Below are 22,729 nucleotides of genomic sequence, written 5' to 3'. Positions count from 1 at the left end.
CGCTTGTCGGCCGGGTGAGGAACGGCAAAGTGGCGCTGCGATGATCGTTCGCCCTGTCCAGGCCCGGCGGGCTGTCCACTCGAATTCACAACATTTCACAGGAATTCACGCGGCGACGGTCGTCAGTCGAAAATCTCATCCCGCCGACCCTGCATCAAAAGCCTCCCACCGTTTAAACTGCGCCTTTGCGATGCTATTTGTCGCATTGCCGACAACCCCGGCAAAACCCGGTTTGGCGCTATAAGAAGTTGTCGCTTGGCGACAAGGCCGGACTGAAATCTGTCCTTACAATCCCCCCATCGCTCGCCAGTTTCAGGCAGGCGTTCCTCTTCAGGAGACTCCGATGTCCGTTGAGCAAGCTCCGGTGCAACGCGCCGATTTCGACCAGGTAATGGTTCCCAACTACGCACCTGCGACTTTTATCCCTGTTCGTGGCGCGGGTTCCCGAGTCTGGGACCAGGCGGGCCGGGAGCTGGTCGATTTCGCCGGCGGGATTGCGGTCAACGTGCTGGGCCATGCCCATCCGGCGCTGGTCGGTGCCCTGACCGAGCAGGCCAACAACCTGTGGCATGTCTCCAACGTCTTCACCAACGAACCGGCCCTGCGCCTGGCCAAGAAGCTGGTGGACGCGACCTTCGCCGAGCGCGTGTTCTTCTGCAACTCCGGCGCCGAGGCCAATGAAGCCGCGTTCAAGCTGGCCCGTCGCGTGGCATTCGATCGCTTCGGTACGGAAAAATACGAAATCATCGCCGCGCTCAACAGCTTTCACGGCCGCACCCTGTTCACCGTGAACGTCGGTGGCCAGTCGAAATACTCCGACGGCTTCGGTCCGAAAATCACCGGTATCACCCATGTGCCGTTCAATGACCTGGACGCGCTGAAAGCGGCGATCTCGGACAAGACCTGTGCCGTGGTGCTCGAACCCGTGCAAGGCGAGGGCGGCGTACTGCCGGCCGAACAGGCCTACCTGCAGGGTGCCCGCGAGCTGTGCGACCAGCACGACGCGCTGCTGGTGTTCGACGAAGTGCAGACCGGCATGGGGCGCAGCGGCAAGCTGTTCGCCTATATGCACTACGGCGTGACTCCGGACATCCTCACCAGCGCCAAGAGCCTGGGCGGCGGTTTCCCGATTGCCGCGATGCTCACCAGCGAAGCGCTGGCCAAGCACCTGGTGGTCGGCACCCACGGCACCACCTACGGCGGCAACCCGCTGGCGTGCGCGGTCGGCAATGCGGTGATCGACGTGATCAACACTCCTGAAGTGCTCAACGGCGTCAATGCCAAGCACGATGCCTTCAAGACCCGCCTGGAGCAGATCGGCGCCAAGTACGGCCTGTTCACCCAGGTCCGTGGCATGGGCCTGTTGCTCGGTTGCGTGCTGGCCGATGCCTGGAAGGGCAAGGCCAAGGACGTGTTCAACGCGGCCGAGAAAGAAAACCTGATGATCCTGCAAGCCGGTCCGGACGTGATCCGTTTCGCCCCGAGCCTGGTGGTCGAGGACGCGGACATCAAGGAAGGCCTGGACCGTTTCGAGCGTGCGGTAGCCAAGCTGACCCAGGCTTGAGCGAGCCGGACTTGAGCGAAACAGGCTTGAGCGAAACGTAGTACCGCCGTCGTCGGCCCATGGGTCGGCGACGAGCAGATTTTTTCTGTGCCGGGCCTGCCCGGCATTTTTTTCCCTGTGTCGGCCGATTCTGCCGATCTGTTTTTCAGTAAGGAGTGACACCATGCTGGTGATGCGCCCCGCGCAAATGGCTGACCTGGACGAGGTACGGCGTCTGGCCGCCGACAGCCCGATCGGTGTCACTTCCCTGCCGGATGACGAAGGCCGCCTGCGCGACAAGATCGCCGCGAGCGAAGCCTCGTTTGCCGCCGAAGTCAGTTTCAACGGTGAAGAAAGCTATTTCTTCGTGCTCGAAGATACCGACACCGGCAAGCTGGTGGGTTGCTCGGCGATCGTCGCCTCGGCCGGTTACTCGGAGCCGTTCTACAGCTTCCGCAACGAGACCTTCGTCCATGCGTCGCGCGAGCTGAAGATCCACAACAAGATCCACGTGCTTTCCCAGTGCCACGACCTGACCGGCAACAGCTTGCTGACCAGCTTCTATGTGGTGCCGGAACTGGTGGGTTCGGCCTGGTCGGAGCTCAACTCCCGTGGCCGCCTGTTGTTCGTCGCCAGCCATCCGGAACGCTTCGCCGATTCGGTGGTGACCGAGATCGTCGGCTACAGCGACGAGCATGGCGACTCGCCGTTCTGGGACGCCATCGGCCGCAACTTCTTCGACCTGAACTACGCCGAGGCCGAGCGCCTGTGCGGCTTGAAGAGCCGGACCTTCCTCGCCGAACTGATGCCGCATTATCCGATCTACGTGCCGCTGTTGCCGGACGCCGCCCAGGAAGCCATGGGCCAGGTGCATCCGCGTGCGCAGATCACCTTCGACATCCTGATGCGCGAGGGTTTCGAGACCGATCACTACATCGATATTTTCGACGGCGGCCCGACCTTGCATGCGCGGGTCACCGGGATCCGTTCGATTGCCCAGAGCCGCGTGGTGCCGGTGAAGATCGGCGAGACCAGGGGCGGCGGTCGCCAGTACCTGGTGTCCAACGCATTGCTGCAGGACTATCGCGCCGTGCTGCTGGAGCTCGATTACGCGCCGGGCAAGCCGGTCACCCTGGATCTGCAAGCGGCCGAAGCCCTGGGCGTCGGCGAAGGTGCCAGCGTGCGCCTGGTGGCGGTTTGAGGCCGGTATCGCAAGCAGCCTTACAGCGAGTTTCGCGGGTGCCGTCAGTCGGCGTCCGTTTGAGGAGATAGCATGATCGTTCGTCCCGTACGCAGCAGCGACTTACCCGCTCTGATCGACCTGGCCCGCAGCACCGGCACCGGCCTGACCACCTTGCCGGCCAACGAAGAGCGTCTGGCTCATCGTGTCGGCTGGGCGGAAAAAACCTTCCGGGGCGACGCCGGGCGTGCCGATGCGGACTACCTGTTCGTGCTCGAAGACGACAATGGCCGGGTGGTCGGCATTTCGGCGATTGCCGGTGCCGTGGGCCTGCGCGAGCCCTGGTACAACTTCCGGGTCGGCCTGACGGTCAGTGCCTCCCAGGAACTGAATATCTACCGCGAGATCCCGACGCTGTTCCTGGCCAACGACCTGACCGGCAACTCCGAACTGTGCTCGCTGTTCCTCCACGCCGACTACCGCAGCGGTCTGAATGGCCGGATGCTGGCCAAGGCGCGGATGCTGTTTATCGCCGAGTTCCCGCAACTGTTCGGCAACAAGATCATCGCCGAGATGCGCGGCATGTCCGACGAAGCCGGGCGCTCGCCGTTCTGGGAGAGCCTGGGGCGGCACTTCTTCAAGATGGAGTTCAGCCAGGCCGACTACCTGACCGGTGTCGGCAACAAGGCCTTCATTGCCGAACTGATGCCGAAGTTCCCGCTGTACACCTGCTTCCTCTCCGAGGATGCCCGGGCGGTGATCGGCAAGGTGCACACCGATACCGAGCCGGCCCTGTCGATGCTCAAGAGCGAAGGTTTCAGCTACCAGGGCTATGTCGACATCTTCGACGCCGGCCCGGCGGTGGAGTGCGAAACCGGCAAGATCCGCGCGGTACGCGACAGCCAGGCGCTGGTGCTGGCCATCGGTACGCCAGGCGATGACGCCACGCCGTTCCTGATCCACAACCGCAAGCGCGAAGACTGCCGCATCACCGCGGCTCCCGCGCGATTCGCGGCGGGCACGCTGGTGGTCGATCCGTTGACCGCCAAACGTCTTCAATTGAGTGCGGGTGACCAGGTCCGCGCGGTTCCGTTGTCTGCTTCCCGGGAGTCGAAATAATGAGCACGCTTTACATCGCAGGCCAATGGCACGCCGGCCAGGGCGAAGCCTTCGAGTCGCTGAACCCGGTGACCCAGCAGGTGCTGTGGTCCGGCAACGGCGCCAGCGCGGCACAGGTCGAACAGGCCGTGCAGAACGCCCGCGAGGCATTCCCGGCCTGGGCCCGGCGCAGCCTGGATGAGCGTATCGTCGTGCTCGAAGCCTTTGCCGCCAGCCTGAAGAGTCATGCCGACGAACTGGCCCGGTGCATCGGCGAGGAAACCGGCAAGCCGCTGTGGGAGTCGGCGACCGAAGTGACCAGCATGGTCAACAAGATCGCCATTTCGATCCAGAGCTACCGCGAGCGGACCGGCGAGAAGAGCGGCCCGCTGGGCGACGCCACGGCGGTACTGCGCCACAAGCCCCATGGCGTGGTGGCGGTGTTCGGTCCCTACAACTTCCCTGGTCATCTGCCCAACGGCCATATCGTGCCGGCGCTGCTGGCCGGTAACAGCGTGCTGTTCAAGCCGAGCGAGCTGACCCCGAAAGTCGCCGAACTGACGGTCAAGTGCTGGATCGAGGCCGGCCTGCCGGCGGGCGTGCTGAACCTGCTGCAAGGTGCGCGCGAAACCGGTATCGCCCTGGCGGCGAATCCGGGGATCGACGGCCTGTTCTTCACCGGTTCGAGTCGTACCGGCAATCACCTGCACCAGCAGTTCGCCGGGCGTCCGGACAAGATCCTGGCCCTGGAAATGGGCGGCAACAACCCGTTGGTGGTGGATCAGGTCGAAGACCTGGATGCCGCGGTCTATACCATTATCCAGTCGGCCTTCATTTCGGCCGGCCAGCGTTGCACCTGTGCCCGGCGCCTGCTGGTACCCGAAGGGGCCTGGGGCGACCGCTTGCTGGCGCGCCTGGTCGAAGTCAGTTCGGGCATCGAGGTCGGTGCGTTCGACCAGCAGCCGGCACCGTTCATGGGCTCGGTGATTTCCCTGGGCGCGGCCCGGGCGCTGATGGAGGCGCAGGCGCACCTGCTGGGTCACGGCGCCGTGGCGCTGTTGCCGATGACTCAACCACAGGCCGGCGCGGCCTTGCTGACACCGGGGATTCTCGATGTGACGGCGGTGAGTGAGCGTGTCGACGAGGAATTCTTCGGGCCGTTGCTGCAGGTGATCCGCTACGCCGATTTTGACGCGGCGATTGCCGAGGCCAACAACACCCAGTTCGGCCTCGCGGCTGGCCTGCTGTCGGATTCCGAGGCGCGCTACCAGCAGTTCTGGTTGCAAAGCCGTGCCGGGATCGTCAACTGGAACAAGCAATTGACCGGTGCTGCGAGCAGCGCGCCGTTCGGTGGGGTAGGGGCCTCGGGTAACCATCGCGCCAGCGCCTACTACGCGGCGGATTATTGCGCGTACCCGGTGGCGTCGCTGGAAACGCCGAGCCTGACGGTTCCGGCGACACTGACGCCGGGTGTTCGGCTTTCCTGAGCCGTCGGGCCTTCGGGTCCTACCGCTGGCAAGCCAGCGCCTACAAGGTTCTGCGGCGTACACAACAACGCGCAATGTACCTGGACCCCTGTAGGAGCTGGCTTGTCAGCGATGACCGCGAAGCGGTCGTCATACGCAGATGATTTGTGCTTATAAAAACAGATTCATGGAGCCTCGCCGATGAAATCCTTTGAAGTCAATTTTGACGGTCTTGTAGGCCCGACCCATAACTACGGCGGCTTGTCCTACGGCAACGTCGCCTCCCAGAGCAACAGCCAGCAGGCTTCCAATCCGAAGGAAGCGGCGTTGCAAGGCCTGGCGAAGATGAAGGCGCTGATGGAGATGGGCTTTGTCCAGGGCGTGCTCGCACCCCAGGAACGTCCGGATGTCGCCGCCCTGCGCCGGCTCGGCTTTGCCGGCACCGACGCGCAGGTGATCGAGCAGGCGGCCAGGCAGGCCATGCCGTTGCTGGTCGCCAGTTGCTCGGCCTCGAGCATGTGGGTGGCCAACGCCGGCACCGTCAGCCCGAGTGCCGACACCGCCGACGGTCGCGTGCACTTCACCGCGGCCAACCTGAACTGCAAGTATCACCGCAGCATCGAACACCCGACCACCAGCCGTGTGCTCGGCGCGATGTTCGCTGACAGCAAGCACTTCGCCCACCACGCGGCGTTGCCCGCCGTCGCCCAGTTCGGCGACGAAGGCGCGGCCAACCACACCCGCTTCTGTCGTGAATACGGCGAGGCCGGTGTCGAGTTCTTCGTGTTCGGCCGCAGTGCCTTCGATACCCGCTACCCGGCGCCGCAGAAATACCCGGCACGGCAGACCCTCGAAGCCTCCCAGGCGGTCGCCCGCCTGCACGGCCTGAGCGATGACGGTGTGGTCTATGCCCAGCAGAACCCGGCGGTGATCGACCAGGGCGTATTCCACAACGATGTGATCGCGGTGGGGAATGGCGAGGTGCTGTTCTATCACGAGGATGCCTTCCTCGACACCGAGCGGGTGCTGGCCGAACTGCGCGACAAACTGGCCAGGTGCGGCGGCAACTTCCAGGCGGTCTGCGTGCCGCGCGCCCTGGTGACGGTGGATGACGCGGTGCGTTCCTACCTGTTCAACAGCCAGCTGCTGACCCGCGCCGACGGCACCATGATGCTGATCGTGCCGGAAGAGTGCCGCAAGAACGAGCGCGTCTGGCAGTACCTGCAGGGCCTGACGGCCGCCGCCGGGGTGATCCGCGAGGTGAAAGTCTTCGACCTCAAGCAGAGCATGCAGAACGGTGGCGGGCCGGCGTGCCTGCGCCTGCGTGTCGCGCTGAATGAAACCGAGCTGGCGGCGGTCAACCCAGGGGTTATCATGACCGCGCCGTTGTACGACACGCTGACCCAATGGGTCGAAAAGCACTACCGCGACTCCCTGCGCGAAAGCGACCTGGCAGACCCGCAGTTGCTGCTGGAGTGCCGGACGGCACTGGATGAACTGACGCAAATCCTTAAACTGGGCGCGGTTTATCCATTCCAGATCAATTGAAAGCGCGCGCCCGGCCTTCTTTGCCAGAAGGTCGGGCGCCCGGCTTTTCCTCCAGATGAGAGCACGACCATGAGCGATACCCTGCAGCTGATTCTTGAAGACACCGACGGCACTCAACTGGAAACCTCCTGCACGCGCGTTGCCGTGATATGGCAGGGCAAGGAGTTGTGGATCCAGCACGACGGTCGCGGCCAATTGCTGATCGGCGTCGATGTCGAAGAGGGCGATGCCGAATACGCCAACCTGCTGCTTCGCCCATTGGCGACTAATCTTGTAAGTCTGCAACTGGAAATGGAACCGGCCGACGTCGGCGACGACGATCACGTGCACGGCCCCGATTGCAACCACGATCACTGATCAAGGAACAGCGCATTATGCTCGCCCTCGGCAAACTGCTTGAATTGACCCTCGCCGGTCGCGAACCGGCAGAGAAGACTCAACTGACGGTCGAAGGCGTGCGGATGCGCTGGCTGAGCGAGGGCGCGCTGGAAGTGCGACCTCCCGAGGCCAGGGATAACGGCCAGGACCTGCTGCTGTCCGCCGGTATCCACGGTAACGAGACAGCGCCGATCGAATTGCTCGATCGCCTGTTGCACGACATTGCCCGGGGCGACCTGAAGCCTCGGGCACGCATTCTGTTCCTGTTCGGCAACCCCGAGGCGATGCGTCGCGGCGAGCGTTATGTCGAGCAGGACGTCAACCGGCTGTTCAACGGCCGGCATGAACAAAGCAGTGGCAGCGAAGCCTTGCGTGCCTGTGAGCTGGAGCGGCTGGCGGCGAGTTTCTTCAGCGTCGCCGATCGCGGTCGTGTGCACTACGACCTGCACACGGCGATTCGCGGTTCGAAGATCGAACAGTTCGCGCTCTACCCGTACAAGGAAGGGCGTGCCCATTCCCGTCGCGAACTGGCCCGCCTGCGCGCCGCCGGCATGTCGGCGGTGCTGCTGCAGAACAAGCCCTCCATCGTCTTCAGCAGCTACACCTACGACAAGCTGGGCGCCGAGTCCTTTACCCTGGAGCTGGGCAAGGCCCGGCCGTTCGGCCAGAACCAGGGAGTTGACGTTTCCCGCCTGGAGCGCTGCCTCAAGCAACTGATCGAGGGCAGCGAGCCGGTTGTCGATGACAGCCTCGATGGCCTGCAACTGTTCAGCGTGGCGCGGGAAATCATCAAGCACAGCGATTCCTTCCTGTTGCACCTGCCGGCGGATATCGAGAATTTCACCGAACTGCCCAAGGGCTACCTGCTGGCCGAAGACCTGGCGAACAGTCGCTGGGTGGTGGAAGAGCAGGGCGCCCGGATCATTTTCCCCAACCCGAAGGTGAAAAACGGCCTGCGGGCGGGGATCCTGGTGGTGCCGTCGGGAGACGAGACGCTGGTTTAGCGTGGCTGTGCCCAGTTTCGCGGGGCCAAGCCCAGCTCTTCGCGCAAGCCGTTTTCGGTGAAGGGCGTCGGGTTGGTGTCCAGCGCCGGAGTATTCGGATCGGCGTCGAAATCGAAGGGTGTTACCGCTGCCGGCAGGCCTATGACCTGCAGCTCCTCATTCGGCACCGTGCGTGGGGATTTGTCGCCACGGGGGCCGTCGAAGCCATCCCCGGGGAAAGACGTTCCGGTCACCCGGTTATAGGCGTGGCAGAGTTCGTGGTAGAGCAGGACGAGGCCGGGAGTCGCGTCGATTTCAACGGCCGGGTTGTAGTGGATGTTTCCTCCCGGGCGCCCGTCTCCCGCGCTTGTGTCTCTGATATAGATATCGCCCTGGGCCTGGGCATCGGTCAGAAACAGCGCGTTGTGCTCATATTCCAGCGGGTTGATCGTGACGGCGATGCCCTGTGCCCTGGCGGTTTGATCCAGCACCGATAACAGCTGGCTGCCCACGGGCGAGCCACCGAGCAATCTCAGGTCATCGTTGACCCGGTCCTGAAATGCCGGGGAACCGTTGACCACGAGACCGGTATGCTCCAGGCCAAGATGGCTGAGCAGGGTGATCCGCAAGCCCTCGGCAGACGATGCCTGCACACGCAGCTCCTCGGCATTGGCGGGTGGTTGGGGGGCGGCCTGGAACAACTGGTCGCGGGTATCGTTGCTGAAGACGTTATCCGCCGGTTTGATCAGCATGACGGTGTCCTGTCCGGCCCCGGTGTAAATCGTGTTGGTCCCGACGCCGGCCAGAATAGAGTCGTCGCCGTCGCTGCCACTGAGGATGCTGTGCCCGCGGCCACCGATCAGCAGATCGTTGCCCTGGCCGCCGTTGAGCAGATGGCGACTGTCGTCCCGGCTGGCGGTGGCGCTGATATGATCGTTGCCGGCGCCGCCATAGACGGTGGCGTCACCTTCGACAAAGACCATGTCGTTGCCTTCTCCGGCCTCGACGTAAGCCTTGCCGCCTGCACCCGTGGTGATGAAGTCATCGCCCGGGCCGGCATGGATCTGGATTTCGGCGCCTTCGCTGTGGATCACATCGTCGCCGTCGGCGGTTTCGACGATGGTCCGCAGCTTCACCTGTTCATCGACCGTCACCCTGTCGGGCCCGCCGCGGGTGCGGATGACCAGTATCTGTTGCAGAGAGGCCGGGCTGATCAGGTAACGCTCATGGTTGATGTCGACTATCAATTGCTCCTGCGGACAATGGACCCTCACGGTGTCGGCACTGTCGCCGGTGGTGAATATCAGGTAGTCCAGCGTCGAGTGGGGCGGCTTGTAGGACGTCGAAACGATCTTTCGCTCTATCAGGATCGGATCATTCTCTGCCGAGAGTCGGTAGGTTGATGTCGGTTTGTAGTCGTCCCGGTATTCCTGGAGGATCTGGTAGCGCTCGTCGATGGAGCGGGCCTGGCCGTCGATCCAATGCTCCTGATAGGGCATGAGCGGCGGGGCCGTGTCGGGTGTGGGGGAGTCGTTCATGTGCGGTGTCTCCGCGGGCGGTGGGTTTCGAAAGCCCTTGAGGGGGCCTGGCGTCGAATCCACTTAAGCGCATTGGCGCTGCCGGGAGAGGGTAGATAGTTATGACCTGCCGGCGACGGGCCGGCAGGTGCGCAGATGGATCAGACCGCCAGTTTCTGTGCTGCTGGACGCGGCAGCGCGCGCAGTTTGCTCAGGGTGTCGGCGCAGGTTTTCGCGGCTTCCTGACCCTTGTGCACGAAGTGATCGAAGAAGAACTTCTGGTGCTCTTCGCCGGCGTGGAAGTGGTGGGGGGTCAGGACCACGGAAAACCAGGCCGGGTCAGTCAGTCTGGTACTGCTTGCGCGGGGCAATACCTAATTCCTTGCGCAGGCCGTTTTCGGTGAAGGCCTCGGGGTTGCTGTCGAGTGGTGGCGTCGCGGGGTCCCCGTCGAAGTCGAATGGCGGCACGTCGGCTTTCAAACCGACGGCCTGGAGTTCGCCGTTAGGCACTCTGTGACGTCGCTTGTACCCGTCCACACCGTCGTCGCCAAAGCCCGGGAACATTGTCCCCGTGACGTAGTTATAGGCGTGGCACAACTCATGGTAGAGATTAATGATGCTGGTGACTTCGCCCTTGAGGAAGGACGGGTCGTAATACACATGGCAACCTTTGGCCGGAATGCCGGCGTGGCCGTCCTGGATGAACGGGTGCTCGTCATCAGATGGATCGTCGGGGTGTGAGAGGTTCGCAAAGCACATGCCGTTTTCCTCTTCGGTCAACTCCCGGATCACCACCGGTACGCCACTTTTTGCCTTTGCATCGCCCAGGGCACCGAGCAGTTGCTGGCCGTTGCCTGAACCCAGCAACAGCCGCAGATCATCCTTGACCCGCTCCTGGAACTGCGGCGAGCCTTCGACCACCACGCCACAGTGCTCCAGTCCCTTGGCGGCGATGATGATGCCGGAGGCCTGGTGGAGGGTCGAGGGCACCGGTCCGTCGGCGGCGTAGGCGTTGAACAACTGCGTGTCGGGCCCCAGCCTTTCGACGAAATCTACGCCGGTGCCGGTGTAAAGCGTGTTGCGGCCCGGGCCGGGAGTGATGTGGTCGTTACCGTCGGAACCGCTGAGCACGTTGTGGCCTGTGCCGCCCATCAGCATATCGTTGCCCTGACCGCCATCCATGAAGCAGGGGCCTCCTGCGCCGAACAATAGGTCATGGCCTTTGCCCCCATATGCCGTCATCGGGCCGCTGCCCTTGGCAATGACCACGTCGTCGCCCTCGCCGGCCTCGATATAGCTTGCGCCGGAGCGGGTGAAGACCCTGTCGTTGCCGGAGCCAGCGTCGACTTTGGTGAAACCGCCGCCGCAGAGTATCAAGTCGTCGCCGCTGCCCGACTCGATGAAGACGGTGATCTGCACGTGGTCGTCCACCCGGATATTGTCCTTGCCGCCAGCAGTGCGCAACACGATGACTTGCCCGGAGGAGGCCATTTTCAGGTGGTATCGCTGGTCATTGATATCGATGACCGGATGATCGGTGTGGTACAGGTGGACCTGGTCGGCGCCGTCACGGGTGGTGAAGACCAGATGATCGATCGGTCCCCAATAATTGGGAGTTGCCTCGAGCTTTCTGCGTTGCACCGTGGCCGTGGCGTCCTTGTGGAGCCTGTGCTCATACATGATGCGCCGGTCGTCCGGGTACTGGTCGAGGGGTTGACTGGAGGGCTGTGGGTGTTCCTGGCTGCCGTCAATCCAATGTTCATTATCGGGTTGTACAGGCATCGCCGGACCCAGTCGGGAAAAGTCGTTCATGCTGGGGTGTCTCCGCAGTGGATAGGGGGCGAGGGTGCCCGCAAAAGGCACTGTCGAATCCACTTAAGCGCATCAGCGCCGCTGGGAGAGGGTAGATAGTTATGACCTGCCGGCGAGGGGGCCGGCAGGTGCGCAGATGGATCAGACCGCCAGTTTCTGTGCTGCGGGACGCGGCAGCGCGCGCAGTTTGCTCAGGGTGTCGGCGCAGGTTTTCGCGGCTTCCTGACCCTTGTGCACGAAGTGATCGAAGAAGAACTTCTGGTGCTCTTCGCCGGCGTGGAAGTGGTGGGGGGTCAGGACCACGGAAAACACCGGTACTTCGGTGTCCAGCTGGACCTGCATCAGGCCGTCGATCACTGCCGTGGCGACGAAGTCGTGGCGGTAGATCCCGCCGTCGACCACCAGGCCGGCAGCGACGACGCCGGCATAACGGCCGGACTTGGCCAGCAGCTTGGCATGCAGGGGGATCTCGAAGGCACCGCCGACTTCAAAGAAGTCGATATCACTTTCCTGGTAGCCCAGCTTGGCGATTTCCGAGACGAAGCCGTGGCGAGCCTGATCAACGATATCCTTGTGCCAGCAAGCCTGGATGAACGCGATCCGCTGAGTGTGGTGAAGGGTGGTGGGTTGCATCTGTTCTGACTCCTGTTTGTGTGAAAAACAGGGCGTTATGAATCGAATGGGATTCAAGGGTACGTTCAGGTCGGCTGTGCGATGCTGCCAGGCATGCGCACGGGGATCCGGTGGACGGCCCTTGGGTGTCAATCCCGTTCTCTCTTCATCCGGACTATGACCGTCGGCCCCGGGATCACACCGGGTCTGCTGACCTTGCCGAGGGACCGTCGAGACCGTCCGACTCGCCAAGCGCTCGCGGGCTATGCGCATTGCGCGCAATTACCGCCGGTGGGGAATTACACCCCGCCCTGAGAACGTTGCCGCCAGCTTTTCTGGCGGCGCCCGATTTTTACCATATATTTCACAGGTGTGCATGCCGCCTTTACGATAATAACCATCGAATTTTCATGGCGGCTCTCCGACATTTCCTGCGGCAGAGCTTGATTATCCCTCGCCGTGACCGCAGTAATTGCTTTCGAAAGGGATATTCCCGACATCAGCGCTCCATTGCCGAGGCCTGTTTCATGACTGTTATCGATCTTCGTAGTGACACCGTTACCCAACCCAGCGCCGGTATGCGCGAGGCCATGGCGAATGCGCCCCTGGGGGATGATGTGTATGGCGAAGATCCGTCGGTCAATCGCCTTGAAAGCGAACTGGCCGATCGGCTGGGCTTCGCCCGGGCGCTCTTCGTGCCCACCGGGACCATGAGCAACCTGCTGGGGTTGATGGCCCACTGCGAGCGCGGTGACGAGTACATCGTCGGCCAGCAGTGCCATACCTATAAATATGAAGGCGGCGGCGCCGCGGTGCTCGGTTCGATCCAGCCGCAGCCGCTGGAAGTCCAGGCCGACGGCTCGCTGGACCTGGCGCAGGTCAGGGCGGCGATCAAGCCCGATGACTTCCATTTTGCCCGCACCCGCCTGCTGGCCCTGGAAAACACCATGCAGGGCAAGGTCCTGCCGCTGGAATACCTGGCGGCGGCCCGTCGCTTGACCCGGGAACAGGGACTGGCACTGCACCTGGATGGTGCTCGGCTGTATAACGCGGCGGTCAAGCTGGGCGTCGATGCGCGTGAAATCACCCGGCACTTCGATTCGGTTTCGGTCTGCTTGTCCAAGGGCCTGGGCGCGCCGGTCGGTTCGGTGCTGTGCGGCAGCGAGGAACTGATCGGCAAGGCACGGCGCCTGCGCAAGATGGTCGGCGGCGGTATGCGCCAGGCCGGCCTGTTGGCGGCAGCGGGGCTGTATGCACTGGATCACCAGGTCGCGCGCCTGGCCGACGACCATGCCAATGCGTTGCACCTGGCCGATGGCTTGCGTGAGGCTGGCTATCGGATCGAGCCGGTACAGACCAACATGGTCTACGCCGACCTCGGCGAGCGGGCGAACGCGCTCAAGGCGTTTGCCGCCGAGCGCGGGGTGCGCCTGAGCGCCGCGCCGCGCCTGCGGATGGTCACCCACATGGACGTCGACCGTGCACAAATCGAGCAGGTGGTCGCGGTATTTGCCGAATTTAACCGCCAATGAGCCTGCAGGCCGTCCAATTGACGGTTTCTATCGTATAAACACACTGTACCCAAGGCTCAGGGCCGATATAATGCGGCCCTTTGCAAGTCGCAAATCCATTCAGACGTGATGCACTTGCCTCCGGCCGCAGACTCCGTGGAAGAACCTATGAAAAGCGCAGAAATCCGTGAAGCCTTCCTTCGCTTCTTCGAACAGCAAGGCCACACCCGTGTCGCCTCCAGCTCTTTGATTCCGGGCAATGACCCAACCCTGCTGTTCACCAACGCGGGGATGAACCAGTTCAAGGATTGTTTCCTGGGCCAGGAAAAGCGCGCCTACACCCGCGCCGTCAGCAGCCAGAAGTGCGTACGCGCCGGCGGCAAGCACAACGACCTGGAAAACGTCGGTTATACCGCTCGTCACCACACCTTTTTCGAAATGCTGGGCAACTTCAGCTTCGGCGACTACTTCAAGCGCGATGCGATCACCTTCGCCTGGACCTTCCTGACCTCCGACCAGTGGCTGAACCTGCCGAAGGAAAAGCTCTGGGTCACGGTCTACGCCAGCGACGACGAAGCCTACGATATCTGGACCAAGGAAGTCGGCGTACCGGCCGAGCGCATGGTCCGTATCGGCGACAACAAAGGCGCGCCTTACGCCTCTGACAACTTTTGGACCATGGGCGATACCGGCCCGTGCGGTCCTTGCACCGAGATCTTCTACGACCACGGCGCCGATATCTGGGGCGGGCCACCCGGCTCGCCGGAAGAAGACGGTGACCGTTACATCGAGATCTGGAACAACGTGTTCATGCAGTTCAACCGCACCGCCGATGGCGTGCTGCATCCGCTGCCGGCACCGTCGGTGGACACCGGCATGGGCCTGGAGCGGATCAGCGCGGTGCTGCAGCACGTTCACTCCAACTATGAAATCGACCTGTTCCAGAGCCTGCTGAGCGCTTCGGCCCAGGCCATCGGTTGCACCAATGACAACCAGGCTTCGCTGAAAGTGGTCGCCGACCATATTCGCTCGTGCGGTTTCCTGATCGCCGACGGCGTGCTGCCGTCCAACGAAGGCCGTGGCTACGTGCTGCGCCGGATCATTCGTCGCGCCTGCCGTCACGGCAACAAGCTCGGGGCCAAGGGCAGTTTCTTCTACCAGATCGTCGCGGCCCTGGTCGCCGAAATGGGTGAGGCCTTCCCTGAGCTGAAATCCCAGCAGGCGCATATCGAGCGTGTGCTGAAGGCCGAGGAAGAGCAGTTCGCCAAGACCCTGGAGCAGGGCCTGAAGATCCTCGAGCAGGACCTGGCCGAGCTCAAGGGCAGCGTGGTTCCGGGTGACGTGGTGTTCAAGCTGTACGACACCTACGGTTTCCCGATGGACCTGACCGGCGACATCGCCCGCGAACGCAACCTGACCCTCGACGAGGCCGGTTTCGAGCGCGAGATGGAAGCCCAGCGGGTGCGCGCGCGTTCCGCCAGTTCCTTCGGCATGGACTACAACAGCCTGGTCAAGGTCGATGTGGCCACCGAGTTCACCGGCTACAGCGCCACCAGTGGTTCGGCGAAAGTGATCGCGCTCTATAAAGAAGGGCAGTCGGTCGACGTCTTGAATGAAGGTGAAGAAGGCGTTGTGGTCCTGGACCAGACACCGTTCTACGCCGAGTCGGGCGGTCAGATCGGCGATTGCGGGTATCTGCAGGCGGCTGCCGGTCGCTTCGATGTCCGCGATACCACCAAGACCGGCGGGGCTTTCCTGCACCATGGTGTCCTGGCCCAGGGCAGCCTGCTGGTCGGCAGCCAGGTGGAAACCCAGGTCGCCGCCGATGTGCGTCACGCCACCTCGCTGAACCACTCGGCCACCCACCTGCTGCACGCTGCATTGCGTCAGGTGCTGGGCGAGCATGTCCAGCAGAAGGGGTCGTTGGTCGACAGTCAGCGCCTGCGCTTTGACTTCAGCCACTTCGAAGCCATCAAGCCGGAGCAGATCAAGGCCCTGGAAGACATCGTCAACGCCGAGATCCGCAAGAACTCGGCGGTGGAAACCGAAGAAACCGATATCGACACCGCCAAGAAGAAGGGCGCCATGGCGCTGTTCGGTGAGAAGTACGGCGACAGTGTGCGTGTCCTGAGCATGGGCGGGGATTTCTCCGTCGAACTGTGTGGCGGTATCCACGCCAACCGTACCGGTGACATCGGCCTGCTGAAAATCATCAGCGAAGGTGGTGTGGCATCGGGTGTACGGCGCATCGAGGCAGTCACCGGTGCCGCGGCACTGGCCTACCTGAATGCCGCCGAAGAGCAACTCAAGGAAGCCGCGAACCTGATCAAGGGCAGCCGCGACAACCTGATCGACAAGCTGTCGGCTGTGCTGGAGCGCAACCGCCTGCTGGAAAAACAGCTCGAGCAATTGCAGGCCAAGGCCGCAAGCGCCGCGGGTGACGACCTGTCGGCGCAAGCCCAGGACGTCAAGGGTGTGAAAGTCCTGGCCGCGCGCCTGGATGGCCAGGATGGCAAGGCCCTGCTGGCACTGGTCGATCAACTGAAAAACAAACTCGGCCGCGCAGTGATCCTGCTCGGCAGTGTCCATGAGGAAAAGGTCGTTCTGGTCGCAGGCGTGACCAAGGACCTGACCGGCCAACTCAAAGCCGGTGATCTGATGAAGCAGGCCGCTGCGGCAGTGGGCGGGAAGGGGGGTGGTCGTCCGGACATGGCGCAAGGCGGTGGTATCGACGCCGCGGCACTGGATGCAGCACTGGCCCTGACCGTGCCATTTGTCGAGCATGGCGTTTAAGGCCTCGCCAATGCCCGTCGTCTAGTGACGGGCAACGGGGCTGTGGTTTGAATGATTAATGGGCGCCCCTTTACGGGCTGAGGCGGCTTAGAAATGGCTTTGATCGTACAGAAATTTGGAGGCACCTCGGTCGGCACCGTCGAGAGAATCGAGCAGGTCGCCGACAAGGTGAAGAAATTCCGCGAAGCCGGCGATGACCTGGTGGTTGTGCTGTCTGCGATGAGCGGCGAGACCAACCGCCTGATCGATCTGGCCAAACAAATCAGTGGCGAAAACCAGCCGGTTCCCCGTGAGCTGGATGTGATCGTTTCCACCGGTGAGCAGGTGACCATTGCGTTGCTGGCCATGGCACTGATCAAGCGTGGTGTGCCGGCGGTGTCCTACACCGGTAACCAGGTGCGGATCCTGACAGATAGCGCGCACAATAAAGCACGCATCCTGCAGATCGACGATCAGAAGATTCGTGCCGATCTGAAGGAAGGGCGTGTGGTTGTTGTCGCCGGGTTCCAGGGCGTCGACGAGAACGGCAATATCACCACCCTCGGTCGTGGCGGTTCCGATACCACCGGCGTTGCACTGGCGGCAGCCCTGAAGGCTGACGAGTGCCAGATCTACACCGATGTCGACGGCGTCTACACCACCGACCCGCGTGTCGTGTCCTCGGCCCAGCGCCTGGACAAGATCACCTTCGAAGAGATGCTGGAAATGGCCAGCCTCGGTTCCAAGGTGCTGCAGATCCGCGCGGTCGAGTTCGCCGGCAAGTACAACGTTCCGCTGCGCGTCCTGCACAGCTTTAAGGAGGGTCCGGGTACCCTCATTACTATTGATGAAGAGGAATCCATGGAACAGCCGATCATTTCCGGCATCGCCTTCAACCGCGATGAAGCCAAGCTGACCATCCGTGGCGTGCCTGATACCCCGGGCGTGGCCTTCAAGATTCTCGGCCCGATCAGCGCCGCCAACATCGAAGTCGACATGATCGTGCAGAATGTCGCGCACGATAACACCACCGACTTCACCTTCACCGTTCACCGCAACGACTACCAGGCGGCGCAGACCGTGCTGGAAAACACCGCGCGTGAAATCGGTGCGCGGGAAGTGGTCGGCGATACCAAGATCGCCAAGGTGTCGATCGTCGGTGTTGGCATGCGCTCCCACGCAGGCGTGGCCAGTCGCATGTTCGAAGCGCTGGCTAAGGAAAGCATCAATATCCAGATGATCTCGACCTCCGAAATCAAGGTTTCGGTAGTGATCGAGGAGAAGTACCTGGAACTGGCCGTGCGTGCATTGCACACGGCGTTTGAACTGGACGCACCGGCCCGCCAGGGCGAGTGATGCGTCATGCCGAAGGGCGCGGTTGAACCGCGCCCTTCGTGTTTTTTGATAAGCGCGGGCAAGCGCTGTCCTTTTGCCCGGGCTCGTCAATACTTAGGTGCGTAGGGCTATGGCTATCTAGCATGTAGGCCGAAGCCCTTTTTTTTGCAGACTGTGTTGTCCCTGAACTGAAATGCGTGAGGAGATAGGTATGCTGATTCTGACTCGTCGGTGCGCAGAAAGCCTGATCATTGGTGATGGTGAAATCACTGTGACCGTGCTCGGCGTCAAAGGAAATCAAGTGCGTATTGGTGTCAACGCCCCCAAGGAGGTGGCCGTGCACCGTGAGGAAATCTACCTGCGGATCAAGAAAGAGAAGGACGAAGAACCAAGCCATTAATTTTTCTCGTTTTTTTTGTTTGCAAACGGGGAGAAAGCTGGTTAATATACGCCCCGTGTTGCGGAGAGCTGGCCGAGTGGCCGAAGGCGCTCCCCTGCTAAGGGAGTACACCTCAAAAGGGTGTCGGGGGTTCGAATCCCCCGTTCTCCGCCATTATTCGTTTAGTACGTTACAATCTGGCTTCTTCTGTAAGTTGTTGAAATTACTAGAAAAAGTGCTTTACAAAGAGATTTGACGGCCTATAATGCGCGGCAACAAATGCACTCGTAGCTCAGCTGGATAGAGTACTCGGCTACGAACCGAGCGGTCACAGGTTCGAATCCTGTCGAGTGCACCATTTAAGCGTTGTTGGTAGTGATACAAACAGCGTGGCTTCAACCAGTTGTGATCTGGTATAAAAACACAACTTGCACTCGTAGCTCAGCTGGATAGAGTACTCGGCTACGAACCGAGCGGTCACAGGTTCGAATCCTGTCGAGTGCACCATACACCAAGAAGCCCGCACTGGTTGCGGGCTTTTTGCTGTCTAGCGTTTGACACAACCCTTCTCATCGAACAGCACCAGGCTGCTGCGACCTTTCTTCAGGTTGTAGTGATAACGCGTGGCGCTGTTGCTCGTGCTGATCCTGTCCGGCCTGCCCAGGGCGCTTTCCACTTCCAGGCGATTCATGCCCGGACGCACCTGCTGCTGGATGATGGCCTGGCGTCTGCTTCTGGCGTCGAGCTGATTGCCACATCCATCGTCATGTTCGCCGACTACGATCAGTTCCCGGGTGGCGGTGCTTTTTGCCTGAGGCGGCGCTTTCGGTGTAACGGCGAACTGCTTGCCGCCAGGTGGCGGGTTATCGGCCCGCTGGATCTGCAGGCGCTGCTCCTGTGTGCAGCCCAGCGTGGTGAAGGTGATATGGCCGCTGCTGTCTTCGCAGCGCTGCACGATGGCCGCGTTGGCGCAGGAAGGCAGTTGGAGCGCGAGGGGAATCAGCAGGCAGCAGGCTCTGGTGGGCATCGGACGTCCTCCATGACGGTTGTCACCCAAGCCTAGTCGCTGACTTTTTCATCGGGCGTGTGTTTTCTTTTCAGGATGAGTCGTCGGAGTAGAAAGCAGCCGAAGAATGCTCGGCTTTGTCTCGCAAGCGCTTGTTCTTGCCAAGATTTTTGCCGTTAAAGCACCTGAGGCGGTGTATGATTGCGCCCGTCAGCCCCGCCGGGGCTTGTGGAATACCTCCATGGACTTACCCAGTAGTTACTCAGTACCCCGCTTTACCAATCATGAATTGACTGATTGATCCTTCCGGCGTGCCCCGCTGCTGGGAGTGGAGTTCGCCTATGACCGAAGTTGAAGTAAAGAAATCACAAGACAGTTTGCAGGACCGCCTCGCTCAAGTCGTTGAGCTGTTGCAGCGCCAGCGAGTGGTCGAGGACCTGACCCATCGTCAGGAAGGTCATCATCAGGACCGGGTGGAGAACCTGGTTCACCGGCAGAACCTCGTCGAGTTGCAGCGCAAGCTTGATGATCTGCACTCCGCCGACGTTGCCTATATTCTTGAAGCCTTGCCCCTGGACGATCGCCTGACCGTCTGGCAACTGGTCAAGGCCGAGCGCGACGGCGACATCCTCCTCGAGGTTTCCGACTCCGTACGAGAAACGCTGATCGCCGACATGGACGATCACGAGCTCCTGGCCGCGGCCAAGGAGATGGATGCCGACGAACTCGCTGACCTCGCCCCCGAGCTGCCGCGGGACGTGGTCCATGAGCTGATGGAAGCCCTTGACGGTCAGCAGCGTGAGCGCGTTCGCTCCGCGCTGTCCTATGACGAGGAGCAGGTCGGCGCGCTGATGGACTTCGAGATGGTTACCATCCGCGAAGACGTCAGCCTGGAAGTGGTGTTGCGTTATCTGCGTCGGCTCAAGGAGCTGCCGGGTCATACCGACAAGCTTTTTGTGGTGGATTACGACGGTGTGCTCAAGGGCGTGCTGCCGATCAAGCGATTGCTGGTCAATGATCCCGACAAGCAGGTGGCCGAGGTCATGGCCAGCGATCCGGTGAGTTTCCACCCGGACGAGGATGCTTATGACGCGGCGCAGGCCTTCGAGCGTTATGACCTGATCTCCGCGCCGGTCGTCGACAAGAACGGCAAGCTCATTGGCCGTCTGACCATCGACGAAATGGTCGACCTGATCCGTGAGGAGAGCGAAAGCGAAGTCCTCAACATGGCGGGTCTGCGGGAAGAGGAAGATATCTTTGCGTCGGTCTGGAAGTCCCTTCGCAACCGCTGGGCGTGGCTGGCGATCAACCTGATCACGGCCTTTCTCGCCTCGCGGGTGATCGGTCTGTTCGAAGGGTCCATCGAGAAACTGGTTGCCCTGGCTGCGCTGATGCCTATCGTCGCGGGCATCGGTGGCAACTCCGGCAACCAGACGATCACCATGATCGTGCGGGCCATGGCGCTGGACCAGGTCAGTACCGGCAATACCTCGCGGCTGATGCGCAAGGAGCTGGCTGTCGCCCTGATCAATGGGGTCATGTGGGGTGGTGTGATTGGTGTCGTGGCGTATCTGCTCTATGGCAGTTGGTCGCTGGGTGTCGTCATGACCGCCGCGATGACCTTGAACCTGCTGTTGGCGGCCTTGATGGGCGTGCTGATCCCGATGACGCTGGCGCGGCTGGGGCGTGACCCGGCGATGGGGGCGAGTGTGATGATCACTGCCATGACCGACAGCGGCGGCTTCTTCATCTTCCTCGGGCTGGCGACGATTTTCCTGCTCTGAGTCTTCCGGCGCAGCCTCCCCATGGGATCGGCTGCGCCATCTCTGCGTTATCCCCGGGCTTGTCGGCCCTGGTGTATTGCCTCTCCCGAATTCCACGCAAAAAAAAAGCCAGCGCGAGGCTGGCTTGAGCTTTCAGGGATGAATCAGTTGGCGTCTGCGGCCATTTCGGCGTCGTGTGCAATCAGCGACACCAGGGCATTCTGCTGGCGGTGGGAAAGTTGACGGAAGCGCTGCAGCAACTCGCGTTCATGCAGGGATAGCTCGGGGCTGTCCAGGCGCATGCTCAGTTCGTCACCCAGTGCACCTTCCTGAATAAGACTCTGCTCCAGGCGTGCAATGATTTCGGAATTCATGCTTCGGTGATGGTTACGAGACACCTCGGCGATGCGTTCACGCATTCCATCGGGCAGACGCACGACGAATTTGTCAGCGGTACGGCTGGAATAAATTGCCTGTTTCAATGGGCGCATAGTTTTAAACCGGTTAGTTCAGGGGAGCGGTTCTCGGAATTGGCCGCAGGATGTCAGTAGGACAGCATGCTTTGCCAAATGTTCAACCTGAATTGATAAGAGGCCCGCATCATGCCTCAAATTTGCCAGATCATTGGCGTCAATTCTGTGACAAATATTGAACTGGACACAGGCAATATGCCAGCACCAATTATCAGAAATGCGCACTGGTTTGAAAGTTTTTCCCGGTGCGGCGCTCTGATCGGCCATCCCAAGCCCGTCTGAAGGCATCAAACCTCCCTGCCGCATATGCTACGCGGTGATCTGGCCTTTTGCCTCTACTGTTAGAGGATAGTGGCATTTGGCCGATTATCTAGTGGACGAACGGTGCAATAGGGGGTAGGGAGGCGGGTTTTCCGACCTACGCACCAAAAAGCCCCCGGACGACATGACAAACGGTGGCATGCCCGTTAACATGCACGCCGTCCTTTGCGCCGCCCGTCCGGGTGGTCGCTCGTTGTCTCAGTAGCTCAATTGGATAGAGCATCCCCCTCCTAAGGGGAAGGTTGGCAGTTCGAACCTGCCCTGGGACACCATCCCAATTCAAAGCATCCAGCTATCAATGCGAAGTGAGCGCCAGGCTCATGACGGCAGGTGGCTGCCAGTGCGAACTCCGCCCCCGAAAACGGCCGTTCAGGTCGGCCGCGCTGAAGACAGGATTTTTCGCTTGTGGTGGGCAATGGCCACCCTTTATAAGAAAAGCCTTTCTGCTTTCGATAATAGATAGAGGGACATCGATCATGGGCGAAGCTTGGAATGAAGGCTATTTCACGGACGAAGGTTATACCTACGGGTATTGCCGGGAAATCAATCCGGTGTTCCAGCGCTACTGCTTGTTGTTGCGTGGTTTTGCGAGCCTGGAGAGTGCAGATGCCTATCACTGCGAGCTTGGTTTCGGCCAGGGTGTCTCGGTTAATATCCATGCCGCGGCGAATCCGGGAAGCTACGTGGGCACGGACTTCCATCCGGCCCAGGCGGCCCATGCCAACACGCTGGCAAGCAGCTACGGCGGTAATGCCCAACTCTATGACGACAGCTTCGAACAATTGCTGGCCCGTAAGGATCTGCCGCAATTCGACAGTATCAGCCTGCATGGCATCTGGACCTGGGTCAGTCGCGATAACCAGAAACTGATCGTCGAATTCGTCCGTCGGCATCTCAAGCCTGGTGGTCTGCTTTACGTCAGCTACAACTGCTTCCCGGGCTGGTCGCCTTCGGCACCGCTGCGTCAACTGTTCAGCCTGCATGACCGCTTTGCCTCCAGCGCCTCGATACGCCCGGGCGAACGGATCAATG

Annotated in this window: 19 protein-coding genes, 4 tRNA genes, 1 pseudogene and 1 riboswitch (1 of these 25 only partly in view); of the genes and pseudogenes, 17 read left to right on the top strand and 7 right to left on the bottom strand. The window is 61.4% G+C overall.

The genetic code is table 11. The features are described 5' to 3' along the window. Window positions 1–343: 343 nt before the first annotated feature. From KI243_RS25370 to astE, 7 genes are all read left to right on the top strand, one after another. Window positions 344–1,564, top strand: coding sequence for an aspartate aminotransferase family protein (locus KI243_RS25370; RefSeq protein ID WP_017126135.1), 1,221 nt, complete (start codon window positions 344–346; stop codon window positions 1,562–1,564). 163 nt (window positions 1,565–1,727) lie between these two features. Then, complete coding sequence (aruF, locus tag KI243_RS25365; protein ID WP_017126134.1) at window positions 1,728–2,744, top strand: arginine/ornithine succinyltransferase subunit alpha; 1,017 nt, start codon at window positions 1,728–1,730, stop codon at window positions 2,742–2,744. A 72-nt stretch (window positions 2,745–2,816) separates the two neighbouring features. Beyond that, window positions 2,817–3,842 carry an arginine N-succinyltransferase gene (gene astA, locus KI243_RS25360; RefSeq protein ID WP_017126133.1) on the top strand — a complete coding sequence of 342 codons (1,026 nt, stop codon included), beginning with the start codon at window positions 2,817–2,819 and terminating at the stop codon, window positions 3,840–3,842. Beyond that, the gene (astD, locus tag KI243_RS25355) at window positions 3,839–5,308 is read left to right on the top strand and encodes a succinylglutamate-semialdehyde dehydrogenase (protein ID WP_212811252.1); all 1,470 of its coding nucleotides are present in this window, start codon (window positions 3,839–3,841) and stop codon (window positions 5,306–5,308) included. The genes astA and astD overlap by 4 nt, the downstream gene beginning before the upstream one ends. Before the next feature lie 180 nt (window positions 5,309–5,488). Then, window positions 5,489–6,835 (top strand): N-succinylarginine dihydrolase, encoded by a 1,347-nt coding sequence (astB, locus tag KI243_RS25350; protein WP_017126131.1) that lies wholly within the window; start codon window positions 5,489–5,491, stop codon window positions 6,833–6,835. 69 nt (window positions 6,836–6,904) lie between these two features. Beyond that, window positions 6,905–7,192 carry a topoisomerase II gene (locus KI243_RS25345; protein WP_103032975.1) on the top strand — a complete coding sequence of 96 codons (288 nt, stop codon included), beginning with the start codon at window positions 6,905–6,907 and terminating at the stop codon, window positions 7,190–7,192. A 17-nt stretch (window positions 7,193–7,209) separates the two neighbouring features. Continuing rightward, complete coding sequence (gene astE / locus KI243_RS25340) at window positions 7,210–8,217, top strand: succinylglutamate desuccinylase (protein ID WP_017126129.1); 1,008 nt, start codon at window positions 7,210–7,212, stop codon at window positions 8,215–8,217. On the opposite strand, the gene KI243_RS25335 is transcribed toward astE, so the two are convergent. From KI243_RS25335 to KI243_RS25315, 5 genes and pseudogenes are all read right to left on the bottom strand, one after another. Next, on the bottom strand, window positions 8,214–9,734 hold the full coding sequence (locus KI243_RS25335) for a M91 family zinc metallopeptidase (RefSeq protein WP_212810038.1): 1,521 nt from the start codon (window positions 9,732–9,734) through the stop codon (window positions 8,214–8,216). The two genes, astE and KI243_RS25335, sit on opposite strands and share 4 nt — an antisense overlap. A 140-nt stretch (window positions 9,735–9,874) precedes the next feature. After that, window positions 9,875–10,042 (bottom strand): annotated as a pseudogene (locus KI243_RS25330) (6,7-dimethyl-8-ribityllumazine synthase); the annotation flags it as partial. Window positions 10,043–10,052: 10 nt separating this feature from the next. Then, window positions 10,053–11,525, bottom strand: a complete 1,473-nt coding sequence (locus KI243_RS25325) for a M91 family zinc metallopeptidase (protein ID WP_212810037.1) — start codon at window positions 11,523–11,525, stop codon at window positions 10,053–10,055. 141 nt (window positions 11,526–11,666) lie between these two features. Further along, window positions 11,667–12,158: a 6,7-dimethyl-8-ribityllumazine synthase gene (locus tag KI243_RS25320; protein ID WP_017126127.1), complete on the bottom strand. Its 492-nt coding sequence runs from the start codon at window positions 12,156–12,158 to the stop codon at window positions 11,667–11,669. Between the two features lie 132 nt (window positions 12,159–12,290). Continuing rightward, a riboswitch (FMN riboswitch) is annotated at window positions 12,291–12,460 on the bottom strand. Continuing rightward, on the bottom strand, window positions 12,437–12,637 hold the full coding sequence (locus KI243_RS25315; RefSeq protein ID WP_158683233.1) for a hypothetical protein: 201 nt from the start codon (window positions 12,635–12,637) through the stop codon (window positions 12,437–12,439). (Overlaps the previous riboswitch by 24 nt.) Window positions 12,638–12,664: 27 nt before the next feature. Here KI243_RS25315 and ltaE point away from each other — a divergent pair, with 27 nt between their 5' ends. The 7 genes from ltaE to KI243_RS25280 all read left to right on the top strand — a co-directional run bounded on the left by ltaE (window position 12,665) and on the right by KI243_RS25280 (window position 18,641). After that, window positions 12,665–13,669: a low-specificity L-threonine aldolase gene (gene ltaE / locus KI243_RS25310; protein ID WP_177083853.1), complete on the top strand. Its 1,005-nt coding sequence runs from the start codon at window positions 12,665–12,667 to the stop codon at window positions 13,667–13,669. 147 nt (window positions 13,670–13,816) lie between these two features. Next, entirely contained in the window at window positions 13,817–16,441 is a 2,625-nt protein-coding gene (gene alaS / locus KI243_RS25305; RefSeq protein WP_212810036.1) for an alanine--tRNA ligase, read from the top strand. Window positions 16,442–16,534: 93 nt separating this feature from the next. Continuing rightward, window positions 16,535–17,776 carry an aspartate kinase gene (locus KI243_RS25300; protein WP_017126124.1) on the top strand — a complete coding sequence of 414 codons (1,242 nt, stop codon included), beginning with the start codon at window positions 16,535–16,537 and terminating at the stop codon, window positions 17,774–17,776. Window positions 17,777–17,966: 190 nt separating this feature from the next. Then, entirely contained in the window at window positions 17,967–18,155 is a 189-nt protein-coding gene (gene csrA / locus KI243_RS25295) for a carbon storage regulator CsrA (RefSeq protein WP_002554426.1), read from the top strand. A gap of 62 nt (window positions 18,156–18,217) precedes the next feature. Further along, window positions 18,218–18,308: transfer RNA gene (locus KI243_RS25290), tRNA-Ser, on the top strand. A 107-nt stretch (window positions 18,309–18,415) separates the two neighbouring features. Then, window positions 18,416–18,492, top strand: a tRNA-Arg gene (locus tag KI243_RS25285). Window positions 18,493–18,564: 72 nt separating this feature from the next. After that, window positions 18,565–18,641 (top strand) — tRNA-Arg (locus KI243_RS25280). Between the two features lie 40 nt (window positions 18,642–18,681). Here KI243_RS25280 and KI243_RS25275 read toward each other — a convergent pair. Continuing rightward, complete coding sequence (locus KI243_RS25275; protein ID WP_017126123.1) at window positions 18,682–19,161, bottom strand: outer membrane protein assembly factor BamE; 480 nt, start codon at window positions 19,159–19,161, stop codon at window positions 18,682–18,684. Between the two features lie 320 nt (window positions 19,162–19,481). Here KI243_RS25275 and mgtE point away from each other — a divergent pair, with 320 nt between their 5' ends. Beyond that, window positions 19,482–20,924 carry a magnesium transporter gene (gene mgtE, locus KI243_RS25270; RefSeq protein WP_017126122.1) on the top strand — a complete coding sequence of 481 codons (1,443 nt, stop codon included), beginning with the start codon at window positions 19,482–19,484 and terminating at the stop codon, window positions 20,922–20,924. A 143-nt stretch (window positions 20,925–21,067) separates the two neighbouring features. Here mgtE and KI243_RS25265 read toward each other — a convergent pair whose 3' ends face one another. After that, on the bottom strand, window positions 21,068–21,394 hold the full coding sequence (locus KI243_RS25265) for an Arc family DNA-binding protein (protein WP_042935290.1): 327 nt from the start codon (window positions 21,392–21,394) through the stop codon (window positions 21,068–21,070). Window positions 21,395–21,892: 498 nt separating this feature from the next. Between KI243_RS25265 and KI243_RS25260 the strand changes: the two genes are divergently transcribed. Continuing rightward, window positions 21,893–21,969: transfer RNA gene (locus KI243_RS25260), tRNA-Arg, on the top strand. A gap of 204 nt (window positions 21,970–22,173) precedes the next feature. Further along, window positions 22,174–22,729 carry the 5' portion of a class I SAM-dependent methyltransferase gene (locus tag KI243_RS25255; RefSeq protein ID WP_212810035.1) on the top strand. Its footprint extends 989 nt past the window's final position, so only the first 556 of its 1,545 coding nucleotides appear in the window; the start codon lies at window positions 22,174–22,176; the stop codon falls past the right edge of the window.

It is taken from the genome of Pseudomonas sp. Ost2, assembly GCF_018326065.1.
Lineage (GTDB): Bacteria > Pseudomonadota > Gammaproteobacteria > Pseudomonadales > Pseudomonadaceae > Aquipseudomonas > Aquipseudomonas gingeri.
The sequence above is the reverse complement of the archived record's forward strand: the minus strand, read 5'-3'. Positions and strand labels throughout refer to the sequence as shown.